The sequence below is a fragment of the Streptomyces sp. NPDC051207 genome (assembly GCF_040682395.1).
GTDB lineage: Bacteria > Actinomycetota > Actinomycetes > Streptomycetales > Streptomycetaceae > Streptomyces.
On record NZ_JBFBAX010000001.1, the window covers coordinates 184021 to 203331 of the forward strand.

The following is a 19311-nucleotide window of genomic DNA, read 5'->3' on the forward strand; positions in this document are numbered from 1 at the left end:
GACTACGCGAGGGTTATTCGACCGATAGTGATCATCTCTTTCGTACGACGACGAAGTCGGCGAGCGCCGTGAACTGCTCCCGGACCCGGTCGGGCATGGCCACGGCGTCCAGCGCTTCGATGGCGACGGTGTGCTGACGACGGGCTTCGGCGGCCGTCCACTCACGGCCGCCGGCCTGTTCGATGAGGTCGGCGCGGGCCGCGAACTCCTCCTCGGAGAAGTGCGCGAACTCGCTGCTCTTGGCGTCGGCGGCGAGCATCTCGCCGAGCCGCTCGGCGGCGGCGCCCTCCGCCGCGAGCGCGGCGACCACCGGCAGGGACTTCTTGCGCTGGCGCAGGTCGCTCCAGGTCTGCTTGCCGGTGGCGACCGGGTCGCCCCAGATGCCGAGCAGGTCGTCCACGGCCTGGAAGGCGAGACCGAGGTGGTAGCCGTACTTCTCCAGCGCGTCGGCGGTGCGGTCGTCGGCGCCGCCGAGCACGGCGCCGACGGAGCTGGCGCAGGCCAGCAGGGCGCCGGTCTTGTTGCCCTCCATCTCCAGGCACTCCTCGACGCTGACCCGGTCGCGGTGCTCGTAGGAGATGTCCTGCGCCTGGCCGTCGATCAGGGCGCGGGTGGCGGATGCCAGGCGCCGGGCGGCGCGGCCGGCCTCGACGGTGGCGACCTCCAGCAGCACCTCGTTGGCCAGGGCGAACAGGGCGTCGCCGACCAGGATGGCCTGGGCGGGGCCGTGCACCTTCCACACGGTGTCGCGGTGCCGGCGCTGTTCGTCGCCGTCCATCAGGTCGTCGTGCAGCAGCGAGAAGTTGTGGACCAGCTCCACGGCGACGGCGCCGGGCACGCCCGTCTCGGGCGGCGCGCCGGTGACCTCGGCGGACAGCAACGCGAGGGCGGGGCGTACGGCCTTGCCGCCGTCCCCGTCCGCGGGCCTGCCCTGGGCGTCGATCCAGCCGAAGTGATAGGCCGCGACCGTGTCCATGGGAGGCGCCAGCCGGTCGACGGCGGCCCGCAGCACCGGTGTGGCCAGGGTCCGGCCGCGCTCCAGGAGCGCGGTCACGTCCACCGTTGTCCGTGGGGCGGCCGGGGGTGCTGTGGGCACTGTCTCTCCTCTTGTCGCGGTACCGGGGGTGCGGGGGCCCGCCGCGCCGCGCCGACGGGGCGTCACGCCGCCTCCTCGAGGGCGAACAGACGGCGGGGGCGGGGCCGTCCCAGGGCGTGCAGCGCGGCGTCCGCCGCGCCCACTCCGCTGCGGACCGCACTCTCCATGGTCGCGGGCCACCCGGTGGCGGTCCACGCTCCGGCCAGGTACAGGCCGGGTGCCTTGGTGCGGGCGCCGGGCCGCAGGCGCCCGACGCCGGGGGTGGGAGCGAAGGTGGCGGTGCGCTCCCGGGTGACGAAGAAGTCCTGCACGCGGGCGCCGCGCGCGAGCGGGAGCAGCCGCTCCAGCTCGGGCAGGTAGCGCTCCCGCAGCACCGCCACGGGAAGGTCGATCTCGTCCTGCGCGGCGGACTGGGACACCGCCAGATACTGGCCCTGCTTCAGTCCGGAGGTGTCGGTGCGGTCGAAGACCCACTGCACGGGGGTGCCGAGCGCCGCGAAGAACGGGCGGGTGAGCACCTGCCGGTCGTACACGACGTGGACGTTGAGGATCGGCGCGGTGCCGATGTCCAGCAGCCGCTCGGGGGCGTCGAGCGCGCCCGCGGGCAGCAGGTCGTACGCTTCGCGCTGCGGTACGGCGAGGACCACGGCGTCCGCCTCGACGCTCCCGCCGGGCACCTGGACGTGCCAGCCGCCGTCCCCGCCGGCACGGACGGAGGTGACGCGGGTGCGGATTTCGGTGCGTACGCCCGCGGAGTCGAGCGCCCGGCGGGCCAGCCGGTCGTGCAGTTCGCCCAGCGGGACGCGCGCCCAGCCGATGTCGGCGGCGCCCGGGTCGGACAGCAGGCCGGTCTTGAACACCATCGCGGCGAGCCCCAGCGAGGCGTCGCCCGCGACCGCGTTGAGGGTGGCGACCCCCACCAGGTCCCACAGGGCCTCGACGGCGCGCGGCGACTGGCCGTGCGCGGCGAGCCAGCTGCCGAAGTCCTGCTCGTCGAGGGCGGGATCGGCGAGGTCGAGACGCTTGAGCGCGAGCGCGGCGCGGCCCACGCGGGCGCGGTCGGCGAGCGACAGGTGCGGGTAGGTGGTGAGGCTGCGCCCCAGGTGGAGCGGGACGGGCAGCGCGTCGCGGCGCAGCCTGCCGAGCCGCCGTCCCTCGCGCCCGGTGGCGTCGAGGACGGGCACGTCGAGGCGGTCCTGGAGCGGGGCGAGGGCCGCCGCGCCGATCCGGTCGAGGAACCAGCGGTAGGCGGTGCAGCAGCGCAGGTAGACGTGCTGGCCGTTGTCGACGGTCAGCTCTCCGCGTCGGAAGGAGAAGGCGAGCCCGCCCAGGCGCGGCCTGCCCTCCAGCAGGGTGACGCGCATGCCCGCGTCGGCGAGCGCGAGCGCGGCGGTGACGCCGGCGAGCCCGCCGCCGGCCACGACGGCGTGGCCCCCGGCGCGGGCCGGGGGCTGGGCGTGCGGCCCGTGAGGCCGGGTGCCGGTCATCGTGCAGCCTCCCCTGCGCGGCGGCCGTGTGCGAGCGGTGCACGACCGACCGTCTCAGTCAGGGACGCGGACCGCCACCGGAGGGTTGCCCGCCGCTCGGGGCCGGTGGGATCCGCGGTGACCGGCTGCTCCGCTGCGCGCATCAGGCGCGCCTCCTGACGGTCTGCCGGGACACGTGCCGGGCGTCCAGCCCGGACAGCCCGCGCACGGCGACGTACGCCTTCTCGCGTCCGGGCAGCGACACCCGGCCGCGCAGCACGGCCTCCGGGTCGCGCTCGATGCGGTCCAGCAGCCGGCGGTAGATGCCGGCCATGGCGGCGACGCAGGCGCCGCTGCGCCGGTCGAGCATGGGCAGCAGCCGGTAGCCCTCGGCGAAGAGGGCGCGGGCCCGCCGCACCTCGAAGTGGACGAGGCCCGCGAAGTCGGAGTCCTCCGGCGGCGTCGCACCGCTGAACCCGTTCGCGCAGCCGAACTTGGCGAGGTCGTCGGCGGGCAGGTAGGTGCGCCCGCCCGCGGCGTCCTCCCGCACGTCCCGGAGGATGTTGGTGAGCTGCAGGGCGAGGCCGAGCGTGTCGGCGTACTCGGGGGCGCGCTCGGCGCCGCGCGCGCCGCGTTCGGTGCCGAACACGCCGAGCGAGAGGCGCCCGATGGCGCCGGCCACGCAGCGGCAGTAGGCCTTCAGGTCGTCCCAGGTCTCGTAGGTCTCGCCGCGGACGTCCATCAGGACGCCGTCGATGAGTTCGTCCAGGCCGCCGAGCGGGATCGGGAAGTGCTCGGCCGCGTGGGTGAGGGCGACCGCGACCGGGTCGGTGTCGTCCTCGTCGATCCTGCCGTCGCGGACCCGGGTGAGCAGTGCCCGGGTGTCCTCGAGCCGGGCGATCTTGACGTCGTCGCCGAGCGCGCCGTCACCGATGTCGTCCACCCGGCGGGAGAACGCGTACAGCGCGGACATCGCGCGGCGCTTGGGCGCCGGCAGGAGCCGGATGCCGTAGGCGAAGTTGCGGGCCTGCTGTCCGGTGACGGCCTCGCAGTAGCTGTAGGCGGCGAGTACCGGTGCGGACAGGGGCGGTGGTGCCTGCACGGTCCGGATCACCCCTCTCCTCGCAGGGTCAGGCCCACCTCGCGCAGCAACCGGAGCTTGCCGGACTTGGGCGGGCCGGGAAGTACGTCGTACTCGGCGGCGGCGATCGCGTCCAGGGCCGCCCGGCCTCCCGCCACGAATCCGGCGAGCAGCAGCCGGAGCCTGCCGTGGACGCTGCTCACCAGGGGCATGCCGTCGTCCAGGAGGGCGCGGGCGCGTGCTGCCTCGTGGGCGACCAGGGCGCGCACCGACGCGCCCGCGGTTCTCGCGGCGAGGTCGGCCTCCTGGACGTGGAAGCGCTTCATGTCCGCGGCGGGCAGGTAGACGCGGTCGCGGCGGAGGTCCTCGGCGACGTCCTGGAGGTGCTCCACGATCTGCAGGGCGGTGCAGATCGCGTCGGAGCGGCGGATCCGCTCGGGGGTCGCGGTGCCGGTGACGGCGAGGACGAGGCGGCCGACGGGGTTGGCCGACAGTTCGCAGTAGGCGAGGAGGTCGTCGTAGGTCTCGTAGCGCCCGACGAGCTGGTCCTGGCGGTTGGCGGCGATCAGGCCGAGGAACGGCTCGGGCGTCAGCGAGCAGCGGCGGACCGTCGGCTGAAGGCGGCGCAGCAGCGGGTGACGGGGCGTCGACGCGAACACCCGGTGCAGGTCGGCCTCGAAGGCGTCGAGCAGCAGCAGCCGGTCCCCGGCCCGCTCGGGGTCCACGCCGAGCAGGCGGGCGTCGGCGCCGCCGGGGTCGAGGTCGCCGTCGCCGATGTCGTCCACGAGGCGGGCGAATCCGTAGACCGCCATGAGGTCGGTGCGCCAGGCCCGGGGCAGGAAGAAGGGGGCGACGGGGAAGTTCTCACCCGCGGCCTTGTCGAGCGTGCCGCGCTCCGGGTCGGGGACGCGCGCCGTACCGGTCACCGTCACCGCCAAGGGCCCTGGGCACGGACGGCGCATGCGCCCCGGAGCTGGGGAGTTTCCGTAACCATTGCCGTCACATCTCCCGTTCTACACTGCCGACCTGATGCACACTATTTCGGACACGCCGCCCAGATCCCCACACGGCACCCTTAAGGGCGGTTTCGGGCGCTTTCACCCCACTTGCCGCGTTTGGGGGACCGGTACAGCTTACGTTGTACAGCGCACAAGGGCCCGCGGGGGTGTCCGGCGCATCACAACAACACACCGATTGGCCCCAAGCTTCCTCGGGGCGACCGGAGTTGACGCTTCCTTTGCAGACGCGGGGCCCCGCCGGAAGGTTCCGTCAGGGCCCCCGTGGACCGGTTACTTGCCGGTGAACTTCTCGTACTCCTTGAGGACCTCGTCCGTCGGGCCGTCCATGCGCAGTTCACCGCGCTCCAGCCACAGGACGCGGTTGCAGGTGTCGCGGATCGACTTGTTGTTGTGGCTGACGAGAAACACCGTGCCGGCTTCCTTGCGCAGCTCGCGGATGCGGTCCTCGGAGCGCTTCTGGAACTTGCGGTCACCGGTGGCCAGCGCCTCGTCGATCATCAGGACGTCGTGGTCCTTCGCGGCGGCGATGGAGAAGCGGAGCCGGGCCGCCATGCCGGAGGAGTAGGTGCGCATCGGCAGCGTGATGAAGTCGCCCTTCTCATTGATGCCCGAGAAGTCGACGATCTCCTGGTAGCGCTCCTTGATCTCCTCGCGGGTCATGCCCATGGCGAGCCCGCCCAATATGACGTTGCGCTCGCCGGTCAGGTCGTTCATCAGGGCCGCGTTCACACCGAGCAGCGAGGGCTGGCCGTCGGTGTAGACCTTGCCCTCCTCGGCGGGCAGCAGGCCGGCGATGGCGCGCAGCAGCGTCGACTTGCCGGAGCCGTTGGAGCCGATCAGGCCGATGGCCTCGCCCCGGTAGGCGACGAAGGAGACGCCCCGCACCGCGTGCACCGTGCGCACGCCCCGCGCCGAGTCGTCGGAGCCGCGCCGCAGCATGCGGCTGAGGGCGGCGGTGGCGCTGCCCCTGCCGGACCTCGCGCCGTTGACGCGGTAGACGATGTGCAGGTCGTCCGTGATGACGGTCGGGACCCGCGCCTCGGTGTGCTGGTCAGCCACGGCCGTACCTCTCCTCCGCCTTCCAGAAGTACACGAAGCCGAAGACGCCGGCCAGCAGCGCCCAGCCCGCCGCGAACGCCCACACGTGCGGCGGCAGGTACGAGGAGCCGTAGCCGTCGATCATCGCGAAGCGGACCAGGTCCATGTAGATCGCGGCCGGGTTCCACTGCAGGACGTCGGAGACCCAGCCCGGCACGTCCTTGTCGGCGAGCATCGCCGGGATGCTGAACATGACGCCCGAGGCGTACATCCAGGTGCGCAGCACGAACGGCATCAGCTGGGCCAGGTCGGGCGTCTTGCTGCCCATCCGCGCGAACAGCAGCGCGAGCCCGGTGTTGAAGACGAACTGCAGCAGCAGCGCGGGGACCACCAGCAGCCACGACAGGTCGGGGAAGCTGCCGAACGCCATCATGATCACGACGAGCACGATCATCGAGAAGAGCAGCTGCTGGAGCTGCTGCAGCGCGAACGAGATGGGCAGCGAGGCCCGCGGGAAGTGCAGGGCCCGCACCAGCCCCAGGTTGCCGGAGATGGCGCGCACGCCCGCGAGGACCGAGCTCTGCGTGAAGGTGAACACGAACACGCCCGTCACCAGGAACGGGACGTAGACGTCGTGCGGGATGCCCCTGCGGGCGCCCAGCAGCAGACCGAAGATGAAGAAGTACACGGCCGCGTTCAGCAGCGGCGTCGCCACCTGCCAGAGCTGGCCGAGCCTGGCCTGGCTGTACTGGGCGGTCAGCTTCGCCTGGGAGAACGCGAGGATGAAGTGCCGCCGCCCCCAGAGCTGGCGGACGTATTCGCGCAGGGACGGCCGGGCGCCGCTCACGGTCAGCCCGTACTTCGCGGCGAGCTGCGCCGCCGGAAGTCCCTCGTCGGGCGACGAGGGCGCGCTCACCGCGATGTCGCCGTCGTGCGTTGTCTCACTCACTAGTGGAAACTTTCGTCTTCGAGATGCGCAGCCTGTGCGGGCCCGGCATGGCTCCGGGACCTCGGTGCGGCCCGGATGCCCTCAGGAACGAGCTTGTCAGATCACCGGAGGCCGGCCCAGTCGGGTCAGCCGCCACACCGTACGCCACTTCATGGGACGGCGGGGTCCGCAGGGGGTCGACCAGCCTTCCCGGAATCCGCCGAACCAGGCCCTCAGGGCCGGGCGCGACGGCCGGCGCAGCAGGGTGAGCAGCAGCCACGCGCCGAGGTAGACCGGGACGAGGAGGGCGGGGAGGTTCCGCCGGGCCAGCCACACGCGGTTGCGGGCGACCATGCGGTGATAGACCGCGTGCCGGGAGGGCGCGGTCGTCGGGTGGTACAGCACCATGTCGGACCGGTAGTCGATCATCCAGCCCGCGTCGAGGGCCCGCCATGCCAGATCGGTTTCCTCGTGCGCGTAGAAAAATGCGTCCGGCAGGGCACCGACCTCGGCGAACACCCGGGTGCGGACCGCGTTGGCGCCGCCGAGGAAGGTGGTCACGCGCGAGGAGCGCATCGGGTCGGAGGCGCGCAGCCGCGGCACGTGGCGGCGCTGGGTGACGCCGGTGTCCGGGTCGGCGATGCGGAAGCTGATGATGCCGAGTCCGGGGTCGGCGGCGAACGCCTCGCGGCACAGCTCGGCGGTGTCGGTCCTGGCGAGCAGGCCGTCGTCGTCCAGGAAGAGCAGGATGTCGACGTCCCGGCCGGCGGGGCCGAAGGCCTCGATGCCGACGTTGCGGCCGCCGGGGATGCCGAGGTTCTCCGGCAGTTCGACCGTGCGGACGTGCTCGGGGACGTCGGGCACCGGGGAGCCGTTGCCGACCACGACGACCTCGACCGGGTCGCCGTCCTGCTTGGCGACCGAGTCGAGCAGGGCACGGAGTTCGTCGGGGCGGTTGCCCATGGTGATGATGACCGCGCCGACCTTCATGGCGCTCACTTCAGCCTGCTCGACGCGAGGATGGAGATCAGGTGCAGCAGGGTCTGCAGCAGCGCGATGCCGGCCAGTACGGCGACGCCGAGCCGGGTGAAGTACAGGTCGCCGCGGGCCTGGTCGGCGATGGCCAGGACCAGGATCAGCAGGGACGCCTCGATGCCGAGGATCAGCCGGTGGAACTTGAGCGCGGCGGCGGCCCGGCGGGCCAGCGCCATGCCGGAGGAGCGCATCTCGGCGGCGGCCTCCTTGACCGGCGGAAGGCCGCCCTGGTGCCGGGCGACGCCGACGAGGTCGGTCTCGGCCTTGATCAGGATCGCGCCGAGGGCGGCCAGGGTGCCGAGGAACGCCCACAGCCAGTCGATGCGGCCGGTCCCCCACACGTCGGCGGCGCGCAGGCCGAAGCCGACCAGGACCGCGGCGTCGGTGAGGTAGGCGCCGACCCGGTCGAGATAGACGCCGTTGAGGGAGTACTGCTTCTTCCAGCGCGCGACCTCGCCGTCGACGCAGTCCAGCAGCAGGTACAGCTGGACGCAGATCACGCCGAGGACGGCGCCCGCGATCCCCGGCACCAGCAGGGCCGGGGCCGCGAGCACGCCGAAGACGGTCATCAGGTACGTGAGCTGGTTGGGCGTGACCCTGGTGTTCACCAGGTAGCGGTCGACCCGCAGGGACACCTCGCGCATGTAGAGGCGCCCCATCCAGTGCTCACCGCTGCGCCGGTCCTTCACCCCCGCGGGGTGCACGACCGGACGGAGTTCAGCTACCGATGGCCTTGACATAGTCGGCGTAGATGTCCTTGATCTGGTCGGTTTTCAGGTCGAGGTGTTCGAGGATGGTGAAGCGGCCGGGCCGGGTCTGCGGGGCGAACTCCACGACCTCGACGAACTCGTCCCTCGTGAAGCCGATCTCGTCCGGCAGCACGGGCAGCCCGTGCCGGCGCAGTACCTCGGCCATGTACGCCGACTCCTCGTGCGCCCCCCGCAGGTACATCGCGAAGGCCGCGCCCAGTCCGCACTGCTCGCCGTGGGCGGCGGCGCGCTGCGGGTACAGCAGGTCGAAGGCGTGGTTGATCTCGTGGCAGGCCCCGGAGGACGGGCGGGAGTCGCCCGACACGGACATGGCGATGCCGCTGAGCACCAGCGCCTCGGCCAGCACCTGGAGGAAGTCGTTGTCCCCGATGCCGCCGGGGTGCCGCAGCACCGCCTCGCCGGCCTGGCGGGCCATGGCGGCGGCGAGGCCGTCGATCTTCTCGCCGTTGACGCGGTGGGCCAGCTCCCAGTCCGCGATGGCGGAGATGTTGGAGACGGCGTCGCCGATGCCGGCGCGCACGTAGCGGACCGGGGCCTCGCGGATGACGTCGAGGTCGATGACGACCGCGATCGGGTTCGGCACGCCGTACGAGCCGCGGCCCGCGTCGTTGTCGAGGGTGGCGACCGGGGAGCACAGGCCGTCGTGCGCGAGGTTCGTCGGCACGGCGACCAGTGGCAGGCCCACGCGGGCCGCGGCGAACTTGGCGCAGTCGATGATCTTGCCGCCGCCGAGGCCGACGACCGCGTCGTAGTGACCGGCCCGCATGGCGCCGGCCAGCCGGATCGCGTCGTCCAGGGTGCCGCCGCCGACCTCGTACCAGGTGGCGCCGGGCAGCAGCGGGGCGATCCGCTCGCGCAGCCGGGCGCCCGAGCCGCCGCTGACGGCCACGGCGAGCTTGCCGGAGTGCGAGACGCGTTCGTCGGCCAGCACGCAGCCGAGGTCGTCCAGGGCGCCCGGGCGGACGTCGACCACGACCGGGGCGGGGATGAGCCGGGTCAGTAGAGGCACGCGATGTCCCGTCCCTTGGCGAGGTCGTCGTGGTTGTCGATCTCGACCCACTGGACGTCGCCGATCGGCGCCACGTCGATGCGGAAGCCGCGGTTGACCAGCTCCTGGTAGCCGTGCTCGTAGAACTGCTGGGGGTCGGTCTCCCAGACCGTCTTCAGCGCGTCGGCGAGCTCGGGGGCCGCGTCGCCCTCGATGAGGGTGACGCCGATGTACTCCCCGGTGGCCTCGGCCGGGTCCATCAGCTTGGTGATCTTCGTCATGCCCTTCGCGGGGTCGACGACGACCTTCATCTCCTCGTCGGCCAGCGGCTTCACCGTGTCCAGGGCGAGGATGATCCTCTTGCCGTCGCCGCGGGCGGCGAGCAGCGTCTTCTCCACGGAGACCGGGTGGACGGTGTCGCCGTTGGCGAGGATCACGCCGTCCTTGAGGGCGTCACGGCCGCACCACAGGGAGTAGGCGTTGTTCCACTCCTCGGCCTTGTCGTTGTCGATGAGGGTGAGTGCGAGGCCGTACTTCCGCTCCAGGGCCTCCTTGCGGGCGTACACCGCTTCCTTGCGGTAGCCGACGATGATCGCGGCCTCGGTCAGGCCGATCTCGGCGAAGTTGCCGAGGGTCAGGTCCAGGACCGTCGGTTCGCCCTCTATGCCCGCGGGCCCGACCGGCACCAGCGCCTTGGGAAGGCTGTCGGTGTAGGGGCGCAGACGCCGTCCGGCGCCGGCTGCCAGCACGAGGCCGATCATGCGGGTTCTCCTTCGTCGTGTACGGCGGGTGCGCCCCCGAGATGCGAGGCGACCCAGAAGCGGATGCTCTCGACGAGCACCACCAGGGCCACGGCCACGGCGAGCACCGTGAGCGCGACCGTGAACTGCGGGGCCGTGAGCACGGCCGCCAGGACGGCGACGGCCAGTGTGCGGCCCTCGTGCCCCCCGATGACCCGCACCAGCAGGCGCGGAGGTGCCCCCGCGTCGCCGCGGATGCGGTACACCGTGTCGTAGTGATGGTAGGCGACAGCCGCCACCAGCCCGAAAGCCGCAGGAAGGGCTCCGTTCACCTCCGCCTTCGCGGCGAGCGCGAGCACGGTGCCGTACTCGGCGGCGCGCAGGACGGGCGGGACGAGCCAGTCGAGGGCGCCCTTGAGCGGGCGGGCGACGGCCAGCCCCGAGGCGACGGCGTGGACCAGGGCCCCGACGACCGGCCACGGGCCGCCGAAGCCGGTGAACAGGGCCGTGGCGACCACCGCGAGGGCGCCGACCAGGGCCCACATCGGGGCCGCGGGGCCGGGCAGCCGGGCGGCGGCGCCGCGCAGCGCGCCCGCGACGGCCTCGCCGAGCGGCCCGGTGTCCGCGAGGTCGGCCAGTGCCCGCGCGGCGCGATCGGTCCGGCGGGCCCGGCGGGTCACGGACCGCAGCAGGCGGCCCGCCGTGGTGTACGTCGCCGCGAAGGCGCAGCCGGCGAGCAGCACCCAGAAGGTGACGCGCGGGGTGGTGACCGCGGTGAGGACGGCGATCAGCGCCCAGCGCTCGCCGATGGGCAGCACGATCATGCGGCGCACCCAGACCGTCCAGCCGACGCTGTCGAGTCTGCCGGAGAGGGCGGCCGTGGGGCTGGTGTTGGCGGTGGCGTCGTGGTTGGCCTCGTTGAAGGCGAAGTCCACGACGTGCCGGCAGGTCTGCAGGACCATGGCGCCGAGCGCGAGCGCCCACACGTCGTCGCCGCCGCGGGCAGCGCCGAGGGCGAGGCCCGCGTAGTAGGCGTACTCCTTGGCGCGGTCGAAGGTGGCGTCGAGCCAGGCGCCGAGCGTCGAGTACTGCAGGGAGTAGCGGGCGAGCTGTCCGTCGGTGCAGTCCAGGACGAACGAGGCGATGAGCAGCACGCCGGCCGCGACGAACCCGCCGCGGGTGCCGGTCGCCGCGCAGGCCGCCGCGATCAGCGCGGTGAGCAGCGAGGCGGTGGTGACCTGGTTGGGGGTCAGCCCGCGGCGCGCGCACCAACGGGCGAGGTAGCGGGAGTACGGGCTGACGCAGAAGGTGGTGAAGAAGCCGTCCCGGGCCTTGACGGCCGACTTCAGGCGTACGGCCTCCTCGTCGACGGCGGCGACGGCCTGCCGGGTCTCCGCGCGGGCCTGCGGGTCGGCCGGGACGGCGGCGACGAGGCTGCCGAGCTCGGGACGGTGCACGGCGGCGCCGTCCGCCTCGAGCGCGGCGGCGACGCGGTCGGCGAGGCTGCCGACGAGGGTGGTGCCGCCGTCCGCGGAGTTCTCCCGGGCCATCGCGCGGGTCAGCTCCAGGCGGCCGGCCGGCTGCGCGGTGACGGCGCCGGGGATCGCGGCGAGCGGGAAGCGGGGGTCGGTCAGGCCGAGGCGCAGCGCGTGCGGGTGGCCTATGAAGCGGGCGTCGACCACGGCGACGCGTTCGTCCCCGGGCACCTGGGCGAGCAGGGTCTCGGCGGTCGCGGCGTCGGCGGCGGTCCGGACGTCGAAGCCGAGGGACCGCAGGTCGGTCTCGACGGACGACCCGGGTACCGGCTGACCGGTGAGGATGGCGGTCGGCAACCGTTGCTCACTCCCTGGATGCGGCACGTCCGCGCCGGTGGTGTGCGTGATGGGGGACGCCCGTGCCGGTGGCTCCCGGGCGGCATGTCGGCAGAGGTTATCGGATGGCCGGAAGCCCGTGTTCACCGCCCGTTAACGGTCCGGTCGGCACGGTCTGCTCGCCTCCGCGGCGATCATCATCGGGGATGCGGCGCCCGGCCCACAAACCACGGGTCCCAGACCCGGGCATCGGGGACATTGCGCAGCGGTGGGGTGGCGAACGGCCCGGCACCCGCGCCGTCGCCGGCCGACGGCCGTCCGCAGCGATCTGACCTGCGTACCGTTTCCCCAGGTCAGGGCACATGACAACGGTGTTCAGTGCCGCGTTGCCGGATGCCGCCCGGCCGTTGTTCACTGTGATCCCTGGCCGACTACAGGAGGGCTGCCGCCATGGGGGCTGGGCACGATCACGGGCACGCGCACGGGGCGCCGGCGGGTGCCACGGCCGCCGCGGCGTACCGCGGCAGGCTGCGCGTCGCGCTGGCGATCACGCTCGGCGTCATGGTGGTGGAGATCGTCGGCGGTGTGCTGGCCGACTCGCTCGCCCTCGTCGCGGACGCGGCCCACATGGCGACGGACGCCGTGGGCCTGGGCATGGCGCTGCTGGCGGTGCACTTCGCGAACCGGCCGCCGGCCGGCAACCGCACCTTCGGGTACGCGCGTGCCGAGATCCTCGCCGCGCTCGCCAACTGCCTGCTGCTGCTCGGCGTCGGTGGTTACGTCCTGTACGAGGCGATCGAGCGGTTCGTCACGCCGGCCGGCACCGAGGGCGGGCTGACCGTGGTGTTCGGCCTGATCGGCCTGGCGGCGAACTCGGTGTCGCTGGCGCTGCTGATGCGGGGTCAGAAGGAGAGCCTGAACGTGCGCGGCGCCTTCCTGGAGGTGGCGGCGGACGCGCTGGGTTCGGTCGCGGTGGTCGTCTCGGCACTGGTGATCCTCACCACGGGCTGGCAGGCCGCCGACCCGATCGCCTCGCTGGTGATCGGGCTGATGATCGTGCCGCGCGCCTGGAAGCTGCTGCGGGAGACCGTGGACGTGCTGCTGGAGGCGGCGCCGAAGGGTGTCGACATGGCGGAGGTGCGGGCCCACATCCTGGCGCTGGACGGCGTGGAGGACGTCCACGACCTGCACGCCTGGACGATCACCTCGGGGATGCCGGTGCTGTCCGCGCACGTGGTGGTGCGCGGGGACGTCCTGACCGCGCTGGGCCACGAGAAGATGCTGCACGAGCTGCAGGGCTGCCTGGGCGACCACTTCGACGTGGAGCACTGCACCTTCCAGCTGGAGCCCGGCGGGCACGCGGAGCATGAGGCGCGGCTCTGCCACTGAGGGGTGCGGCCCCCGGCGCCTCCAGGGGGCGCGTCCGGCTCGCGTGCGGGCCGGTCCTCCCGCGCCTCCGGGTGCGTACGCATTCCCGCCGGGCGGCCCGGGCATGATCGCCGACTGGCGCGCGGGACTCGCGGGCGCCGTGAGGAAGTGCCGGGAGTGCGGGAGGCGTACGGCACACTGGGCGCGACGACCGATGTGAAGGATGGGTATGCCGACCACACCTGCCACCGCGACGCACAGCGCGTCGGACGGCACCGCTGACGCGATTCTGCTGGAACTGGTCGACGAGAACGGTGTGACGACCGGCACCGCGGAGAAGCTCGACGCGCATCGGGCACCGGGCCTGCTGCACCGCGCGTTCTCGGTGTTCCTGTTCGACGAGCGCGGCCGGCTTCTGCTCCAGCAGCGGGCGCGGGGCAAGTACCACTCCCCCGGCGTGTGGTCGAACACCTGCTGCGGTCACCCCTACCCGGGCGAGGCCCCCTTCGCGGCGGCGGCGCGGCGCACCTTCGAGGAGCTGGGCGTCACCCCGTCGCTGCTCGCGGAGGCCGGCACGGTCCGCTACAACCACCCGGACCCGGCCTCGGGCCTGGTGGAGCAGGAGTACAACCACCTGTTCGTCGGTCTGGTGCAGGCTCCGCCGCACCCGGACCCGCGGGAGATCGGCGACACCGCCTTCGTCACCCCGGCCGAGCTGACGGAGCGGCACGCGAAGGACACGTTCTCCGCGTGGTTCATGACGGTGCTGGACGCGGCCCGCCCCGCGATCAGGGAGCTGACCGGCCCGTCCACCGGCTGGTGAGCCCCGCTACGGCAGCTGCTCGGGCTTGAGCGGCAGGGCGGCCCAGATCACCTTGCCGCCGCTCGCCGTGTGCTCGACGTCGCAGACCCCGCCCGCCTCCCTGGTGATCTCCCGCACCAGCAGCAGCCCGCGTCCGCCCGTGCGGCCGTGGTCGGCCTCCAGGGCCGTCGGACGGTAGGGGTGGTTGTCCTCCACGGACACCCTGATCCACTCCGCGCCGACGGCGACCTCCACGGCGAGCGTCGGCGACAGCAGCGCCGCGTGCCTGACGGCGTTCGTGACCAGCTCCGAGACGATCAGCAGCAGCCCCTGCACCACCTCGTCCGCGACGGGCACGCCCTGCCGCTGGAGCAGGTCGCGCACGGCGTGCCGGGCCTGCGGGACCGAGGCGTCGACGGCCGGAGCGGTGAACCGCCAGACCCCTTCGTACGGCAGTGGTCCGGGAGGTCTGCGGTCGGCGGGTCTTCCCTCGACGGGTACGCCTGTGCCCTCTGGGCGTGGACCGGGCCCGCGCCCGTGGTTCTCCATCGTCCGGTCGCCACCCTCGCGCTCGATTGTCACCACATGTCGAGTGTTGGGAACGACTCGCTCCACCCCCTAGAGCTGACCAGAAGTCAGCAACTATCGAATACTTCCGACCGCCTCTGCCCGACCGGGCCGGGCCGATGACTGATCCCGTCCCGGTTGTGCTGTGTTGGCGAACTATTCGGGTTGTACGGGTTTGGCGGTGGACCCCCCTGTTTCGTCCCGTACCCCGGCGCCTCCCTCATGGGCGTTCTCCTCGTCGGCCAGCCGGCCGGAGACCATGCCCACGATCCGGCGCCCGCCGAAGCCGGTGGCGATCAGGCCGAGGCCGTCGAAGAGCAGGGCGAGGGAGAAGAACGTGCCGATGACGTACTGGCTGCTGCTCGGCCAGGCGATCAGCACCAGGATGCCCAGCAGCAGGCCGAAGGCGCCCTGCACGAGCGTCCAGCCGAACTGCGGGCCGCGCACCACCAGGCTGCCGACCAGCCGGAACACGCCGCCGGTGAGGAACAGCAGCGCCGCGAACATGGTCAGCGCCTCGACCGCCGCCTCCGGCCTGCGGATGATCACCACGCCGGCCGCGAGGTTGAGGGCGGCGACCACGACGCCGAGCCAGAAGAAGTTGCTGCCGCGCGCCTGCACCGCGTGCAGCAGGCCGACGGCCCCGCCGATCAGCAGCAGCCAGCCGAACAGCAGCATCGACGTCAAGGTGGCGACGCCGGTGTAGACGAGGCCGACGAGGCCCGCGAGGACCAGGATCACCCCGAGTGCGGCGAGCCAGCCGAAGTCCCGGCTGAGCTTCGCCGCCTCGCCCGTGGGCTTGGTGGACCGCACCATCTGCGCCTCCTCGGTTCCGTCCCCCGTCGACCCCCTACGGCCTTTAGTCCCCTTTGCCCGGGGAGGCGTAACCCACGCTCCCCCTCCTTGACCGGCCGTTCGGGCAGGCCGGATAGCATCCGGCGCATGGAGCCGCAGGTGCAGCACAGCGTCACCGACTCGGTCGCCACGGTCGTCATCGCGCACCCGGCGAAGCGGAACGCCATGACGGCCGCGATGTGGCGGGCGCTGCCGCCGCTGCTCGACATGCTCGCGGCCGACCCGGCGGTCAGGGCGCTGGTGCTCACGGGCGAGGGCGGCACGTTCTGCGCGGGCGCCGACATCTCCACGCTGCGCGGCTCGCCGCGGGAGGCGCAGGGGCTCGCCGTGCGGGCCGAGGAGGCGCTCGCCGCGTTCCCGAAGCCGACGCTGGCCGCGATCCGCGGGCACTGCGTGGGCGGCGGGGCCCAGCTGGCGGCGGCCTGCGATCTGCGGTTCGCCGCGGAAGGCGCGCTGTTCGGGGTGACGCCGGCCAAGCTGGGGATCGTGTACCCGGCGTCCTCCACCCGGCGTCTGGTGTCCCTGGTGGGCCCGGCGACGGCGAAGTACCTGCTGTTCTCGGGCGAGTTGATCGGCGCGGAGCGGGCACTGCGCACGGGCCTGGTGGACGAGGTGCTGCCGGACGGGGGACTCGACGCCCGGGTGGGCGACTTCACCCGGATCCTGGCCTCGCGCTCCCAGCTGACGCAGTCCGCGGCGAAGGAGTTCGCGGACGGCCGCACCGACCGGGACGCCCACTGGGCGGAGCAGGCGCGCGCCGGCAAGGACACCGCGGAGGGGGTCGCCGCGTTCCTGGAGCGCAGGCAGCCGGAGTTCACGTGGACGGTTTCCTGACGGCCGCGCGGCCCGGCTGCCGGAGGCGGCTAGTCGAGCATGAGCCCCGGGTTCGCGCGGAACATTTCCACCAGGTGCGCGGGCGCCTTCCCCGGTGAGCCGGCGTCGTGCGGCGGCTGCGGGTCGTACTCGACGGCCAGCTGGACGGCCTTGGCGTAGTCGTCGCCCGCCATGCGGCCCAGCAGGGCGAGCCCCATGTCGATGCCGGAGGAGACGCCCGCCGCGGTGACGTACTTGCCGTCGAAGACGACCCGCTCCCCCGTGGCCTCGGCACCGAACGGGCCCAGCTGCCCGGTGACCAGCCAGTGGGAGGTGGCGCGGCGGCCCCGCAGCAGCCCGGCGGCGGCCAGCAGCAGCGAGCCGGTGCACACGGAAGCCGTCCAGGTGCTGGTGGCGTCCGCGGCGCGCAGCCAGTCCAGCAGCACCTCGTTCTCCATCTGGACCTGCTGGCCCGGACCGCCCGGGACCACGACGACGTCGGGGCGCGGCACCTCGGCGAGGCTCTTGTCGGCGGTGAGGGCGAGACTCCCCATGTCGGTGCGGACCGGGCCGGGCCGCTCGGCGACGAAGACGGTCTCGGCGTCCATCAGGCGGCCGAGGGTCTCGTAGGGGCCGACGGCGTCGAGGGCGGTGAAGCGGTCGTAGAGGACGACGGCGATCTGCACGGCGTTTCCTTTCGCGGGGGCGGGTCAGTGCGTGGACGCGGGGCGGAAGCGCCGCCGGTACTCGGCGGGGGCCGTCCCGAGGGTGCGGACGAAGGCGCGGCGCATGGCCTCCGGGGTGCCGTAGCCGGCCGCGCGGGAGATCTCCTCGACGCCGTCGGCGGTGTCCTCCAGCAGGCGGCGGGCATGTTCGAGCCTGACCCGGTCGACGTAGCGGCCGGGGGTCATGCCGGTCTCGGCCTGGAAGGCGCGGGCGAAGTGGCGCGGCGAGAGCCGGGCGCGGGCGGCGAGCGCCTCGACGCCCAGGTCGGCGTCCGGGTGCTCGGTGATCCACTGCTGGACCTCGCGCAGCGGCTCGCGCTGTGCCGTCTGGGCGGCGAGCTGGGCGCTGAACTGGGCCTGGTTGCCCGGCCGGCGCAGGAAGACCACCAGGTGCCGGGCGATGGTGAGGGCGGCCTCGCGGCCGAGGTCCTCCTCGACGAGGGCGAGCGCCAGGTCGATGCCCGCGGTGACGCCGGCGGAGGTGGAGATCCGGCCGTCGCGCACGTACACGGGGTCGGGGTCGACGTCGATCTCCGGGTGGTCGCGGGCGAGCTTGTCGCAGTAGGCCCAGTGGGTCGTCGCCCGGCGCCCGTCCAGCAGCCCGGCGCGGGCCAGCAGGATCGCCCCGGTGCAGACCGACACCAGGCGCGTCGCGCGCGGGCCGTGCTCGCGCAGCCAGTCCGTCAGGCGCGGATTCGGGCTGCGGGTGCCCCGGCCGCCGGGGACGACGAGGGTGTGCGGGTCGTCCGCCTCCGCGAGGGCCTGGTCAGGTACGAGGGTCAGGTCGGCCGAGGTGCGCACGGGGCCGCCGTCCAGGGACGCCGTACGGATGCGGTAGGTGCCCGGGACGCCCTTCTCGGCGCCCGCGAAGACCTCGAGCGGGCCGGTGACGTCGAGGCTCTGCACGTCGTCGAAGAGGAGGAAGAGAACGGTTCGCTGGGCCATGGCACCGATTGTTTGCGGGTTCGCGGATGCCCGCAATGACGAGTTCCCCACCCTTTCTGCCATCGTGGGCGGAGCCCGATTCCCGGTCGGCCAACCCTTCTCCCACGTACCAACCAGTCGGTAACGTGCGGTCATGACCTCCTCTCTGCCGCCCCGCGCGGGACGCCGCTGCCACAACGTCCTCAACCCGCTGCACTCCGCCCACTACTTCTCGCCCGACCTCGACACGGAACTCTCCGCGATCGGCGTGAGCGACCCGCGTGCCGCGTACCTCGCGGTGCGGGCGGCGGCGATGGGGGCCGTGGGCGCCGGGACGGTGACGGCGGCGTTCCACAGCTTCAGCCACGAACTCGTCGCCCGGCACGTGCCCGGGGTGTGGCGCATCGCGTCCCCCGAGGCCGTGCTCGCCGCACGCACGCGTGCCGTCGACGCGACGCTGCGCCGGCTGCTCGGCGACGAGGTACTCGGCTCCAAGGACGTGGCGGAGGCCGCCGAACTCGCCCTGCGGGCCACCGAGGCGTGCGAGCGGCCCGCGCGCCCGCTGTACGCCGCGCACGCCGACCTGCCGGTGCCCGACGAACCGCACCTCGCCCTGTGGCACGCGGCGACGCTGCTGCGCGAGCACCGCGGCGACGGCCACCTCGCGGTACTGCTCGACGCCGGACTCGACCCGCTGGAGGCACTGGTCAGCCACACCGCCACCGGCAAGGGCATGGCGCCCAAGTGGGCGCTGGGCACGCGCGGCTGGCGCCGCGAGGACTGGACGGCCGCCTGCGACCGGCTGCGCGGGCGCGGGCTGCTGACCGCCGACGGCGAGCTGACCGAGGCGGGCACCGCGCTGCGCCGGGACATCGAGGAGCGGACCGACCGGCTCGACCGGGCGCCCTACGAGCACCTGGGCGCCGCGGGCGTGGCGCGGCTGACGGAACTCGCGGCCGGGCTGGCGACGACGGCGCTCGCCGCGGGCGCCTTCCCGGAAGGCATGTTCGGCAAGGGGTGAGGTACCCGGTCCCTCCCGGCCGCGGCGGCCGGGAGAGGAAAGGGGAAACTCGTGTTCCGAGCCATAGCGGACGTCCTGCGTCAGATCGGCGGCGCCATCGCCACCGTCGTGACCCTGCCCTTCCGGGCCCTGGCCCGGCTGTTCGGCGGCGCCTCCTCCTCGACGCGCAGCCGCAGGGCCTGACGCCCGCGCCCGCCTCGCCGGGTGCCGCCCTGATCCCCGGTTGTCGGTGCCGCCTGCCACAATTGCCGCGCAACCTCAGTG

Annotated in this window: 21 protein-coding genes; 5 read left to right on the forward strand and 16 right to left on the reverse strand. The window is 73.2% G+C overall.

The features are described from left to right. Positions 1-31: 31 nt before the first annotated feature. From AB0M97_RS00845 to AB0M97_RS00900, 12 genes are all read right to left on the reverse strand, one after another. The gene (locus AB0M97_RS00845; protein ID WP_365958505.1) at positions 32-1096 is read right to left on the reverse strand and encodes a polyprenyl synthetase family protein; all 1065 of its coding nucleotides are present in this window, start codon (positions 1094-1096) and stop codon (positions 32-34) included. Between the two features lie 62 nt (positions 1097-1158). Next, positions 1159-2583 carry a hydroxysqualene dehydroxylase HpnE gene (hpnE, locus tag AB0M97_RS00850; RefSeq protein WP_365958506.1) on the reverse strand — a complete coding sequence of 475 codons (1425 nt, stop codon included), beginning with the start codon at positions 2581-2583 and terminating at the stop codon, positions 1159-1161. Next, positions 2580-2726: a DUF6380 family protein gene (locus AB0M97_RS00855; RefSeq protein ID WP_365958507.1), complete on the reverse strand. Its 147-nt coding sequence runs from the start codon at positions 2724-2726 to the stop codon at positions 2580-2582. The genes hpnE and AB0M97_RS00855 overlap by 4 nt, the downstream gene beginning before the upstream one ends. Beyond that, on the reverse strand, positions 2726-3676 hold the full coding sequence (gene hpnD, locus AB0M97_RS00860; RefSeq protein ID WP_365958508.1) for a presqualene diphosphate synthase HpnD: 951 nt from the start codon (positions 3674-3676) through the stop codon (positions 2726-2728). Before hpnD ends, AB0M97_RS00855 begins: the two co-directional genes overlap by 1 nt. Then, positions 3673-4575 (reverse strand): squalene synthase HpnC, encoded by a 903-nt coding sequence (hpnC, locus tag AB0M97_RS00865; protein ID WP_365958696.1) that lies wholly within the window; start codon positions 4573-4575, stop codon positions 3673-3675. The genes hpnD and hpnC overlap by 4 nt, the downstream gene beginning before the upstream one ends. A gap of 357 nt (positions 4576-4932) precedes the next feature. Next, positions 4933-5721 carry an ABC transporter ATP-binding protein gene (locus tag AB0M97_RS00870; RefSeq protein ID WP_365958509.1) on the reverse strand — a complete coding sequence of 263 codons (789 nt, stop codon included), beginning with the start codon at positions 5719-5721 and terminating at the stop codon, positions 4933-4935. Further along, entirely contained in the window at positions 5714-6649 is a 936-nt protein-coding gene (locus AB0M97_RS00875) for an ABC transporter permease (protein WP_365958510.1), read from the reverse strand. Before AB0M97_RS00875 ends, AB0M97_RS00870 begins: the two co-directional genes overlap by 8 nt. A 96-nt stretch (positions 6650-6745) precedes the next feature. Next, positions 6746-7618 (reverse strand): glycosyltransferase, encoded by an 873-nt coding sequence (locus tag AB0M97_RS00880; protein ID WP_365958697.1) that lies wholly within the window; start codon positions 7616-7618, stop codon positions 6746-6748. A 5-nt stretch (positions 7619-7623) separates the two neighbouring features. After that, positions 7624-8367, reverse strand: coding sequence for a CDP-alcohol phosphatidyltransferase family protein (locus AB0M97_RS00885; RefSeq protein WP_365958511.1), 744 nt, complete (start codon positions 8365-8367; stop codon positions 7624-7626). Between the two features lie 13 nt (positions 8368-8380). Beyond that, the gene (locus tag AB0M97_RS00890) at positions 8381-9442 is read right to left on the reverse strand and encodes an iron-containing alcohol dehydrogenase family protein (protein ID WP_365958512.1); all 1062 of its coding nucleotides are present in this window, start codon (positions 9440-9442) and stop codon (positions 8381-8383) included. After that, positions 9430-10182: a phosphocholine cytidylyltransferase family protein gene (locus AB0M97_RS00895; protein ID WP_365958513.1), complete on the reverse strand. Its 753-nt coding sequence runs from the start codon at positions 10180-10182 to the stop codon at positions 9430-9432. Before AB0M97_RS00895 ends, AB0M97_RS00890 begins: the two co-directional genes overlap by 13 nt. Next, positions 10179-11993 carry a DUF5941 domain-containing protein gene (locus tag AB0M97_RS00900; protein WP_365958514.1) on the reverse strand — a complete coding sequence of 605 codons (1815 nt, stop codon included), beginning with the start codon at positions 11991-11993 and terminating at the stop codon, positions 10179-10181. The genes AB0M97_RS00895 and AB0M97_RS00900 overlap by 4 nt, the downstream gene beginning before the upstream one ends. A gap of 429 nt (positions 11994-12422) precedes the next feature. Between AB0M97_RS00900 and AB0M97_RS00905 the strand changes: the two genes are divergently transcribed. Beyond that, complete coding sequence (locus AB0M97_RS00905) at positions 12423-13361, forward strand: cation diffusion facilitator family transporter (protein ID WP_365958515.1); 939 nt, start codon at positions 12423-12425, stop codon at positions 13359-13361. A gap of 208 nt (positions 13362-13569) precedes the next feature. Then, positions 13570-14163 (forward strand): isopentenyl-diphosphate Delta-isomerase, encoded by a 594-nt coding sequence (gene idi, locus AB0M97_RS00910; protein ID WP_365958516.1) that lies wholly within the window; start codon positions 13570-13572, stop codon positions 14161-14163. Between the two features lie 6 nt (positions 14164-14169). Here the strand turns inward: idi and AB0M97_RS00915 are convergent, their stop codons facing one another. Next, positions 14170-14691, reverse strand: coding sequence for an ATP-binding protein (locus AB0M97_RS00915; RefSeq protein WP_365958698.1), 522 nt, complete (start codon positions 14689-14691; stop codon positions 14170-14172). Positions 14692-14865: 174 nt separating this feature from the next. After that, positions 14866-15525, reverse strand: a complete 660-nt coding sequence (locus tag AB0M97_RS00920; RefSeq protein ID WP_365958517.1) for an HdeD family acid-resistance protein — start codon at positions 15523-15525, stop codon at positions 14866-14868. 126 nt (positions 15526-15651) lie between these two features. On the opposite strand from AB0M97_RS00920, the gene AB0M97_RS00925 reads away from it, so the two are divergent. After that, positions 15652-16398: an enoyl-CoA hydratase/isomerase family protein gene (locus tag AB0M97_RS00925; protein ID WP_365958518.1), complete on the forward strand. Its 747-nt coding sequence runs from the start codon at positions 15652-15654 to the stop codon at positions 16396-16398. A gap of 29 nt (positions 16399-16427) precedes the next feature. On the opposite strand, the gene AB0M97_RS00930 is transcribed toward AB0M97_RS00925, so the two are convergent. Together AB0M97_RS00930 and AB0M97_RS00935 are read right to left on the reverse strand one after the other, a co-directional pair. Next, on the reverse strand, positions 16428-17063 hold the full coding sequence (locus tag AB0M97_RS00930) for a DJ-1/PfpI family protein (protein WP_365958519.1): 636 nt from the start codon (positions 17061-17063) through the stop codon (positions 16428-16430). Positions 17064-17087: 24 nt separating this feature from the next. Continuing rightward, positions 17088-18047, reverse strand: a complete 960-nt coding sequence (locus tag AB0M97_RS00935) for a GlxA family transcriptional regulator (RefSeq protein WP_365958520.1) — start codon at positions 18045-18047, stop codon at positions 17088-17090. 133 nt (positions 18048-18180) lie between these two features. On the opposite strand from AB0M97_RS00935, the gene AB0M97_RS00940 reads away from it, so the two are divergent. Together AB0M97_RS00940 and AB0M97_RS00945 are read left to right on the forward strand one after the other, a co-directional pair. Then, entirely contained in the window at positions 18181-19047 is an 867-nt protein-coding gene (locus AB0M97_RS00940; RefSeq protein WP_365958521.1) for a hypothetical protein, read from the forward strand. A 51-nt stretch (positions 19048-19098) separates the two neighbouring features. Continuing rightward, positions 19099-19230, forward strand: coding sequence for an LPFR motif small protein (locus tag AB0M97_RS00945; protein WP_252100478.1), 132 nt, complete (start codon positions 19099-19101; stop codon positions 19228-19230). Positions 19231-19311: the final 81 nt, after the last annotated feature.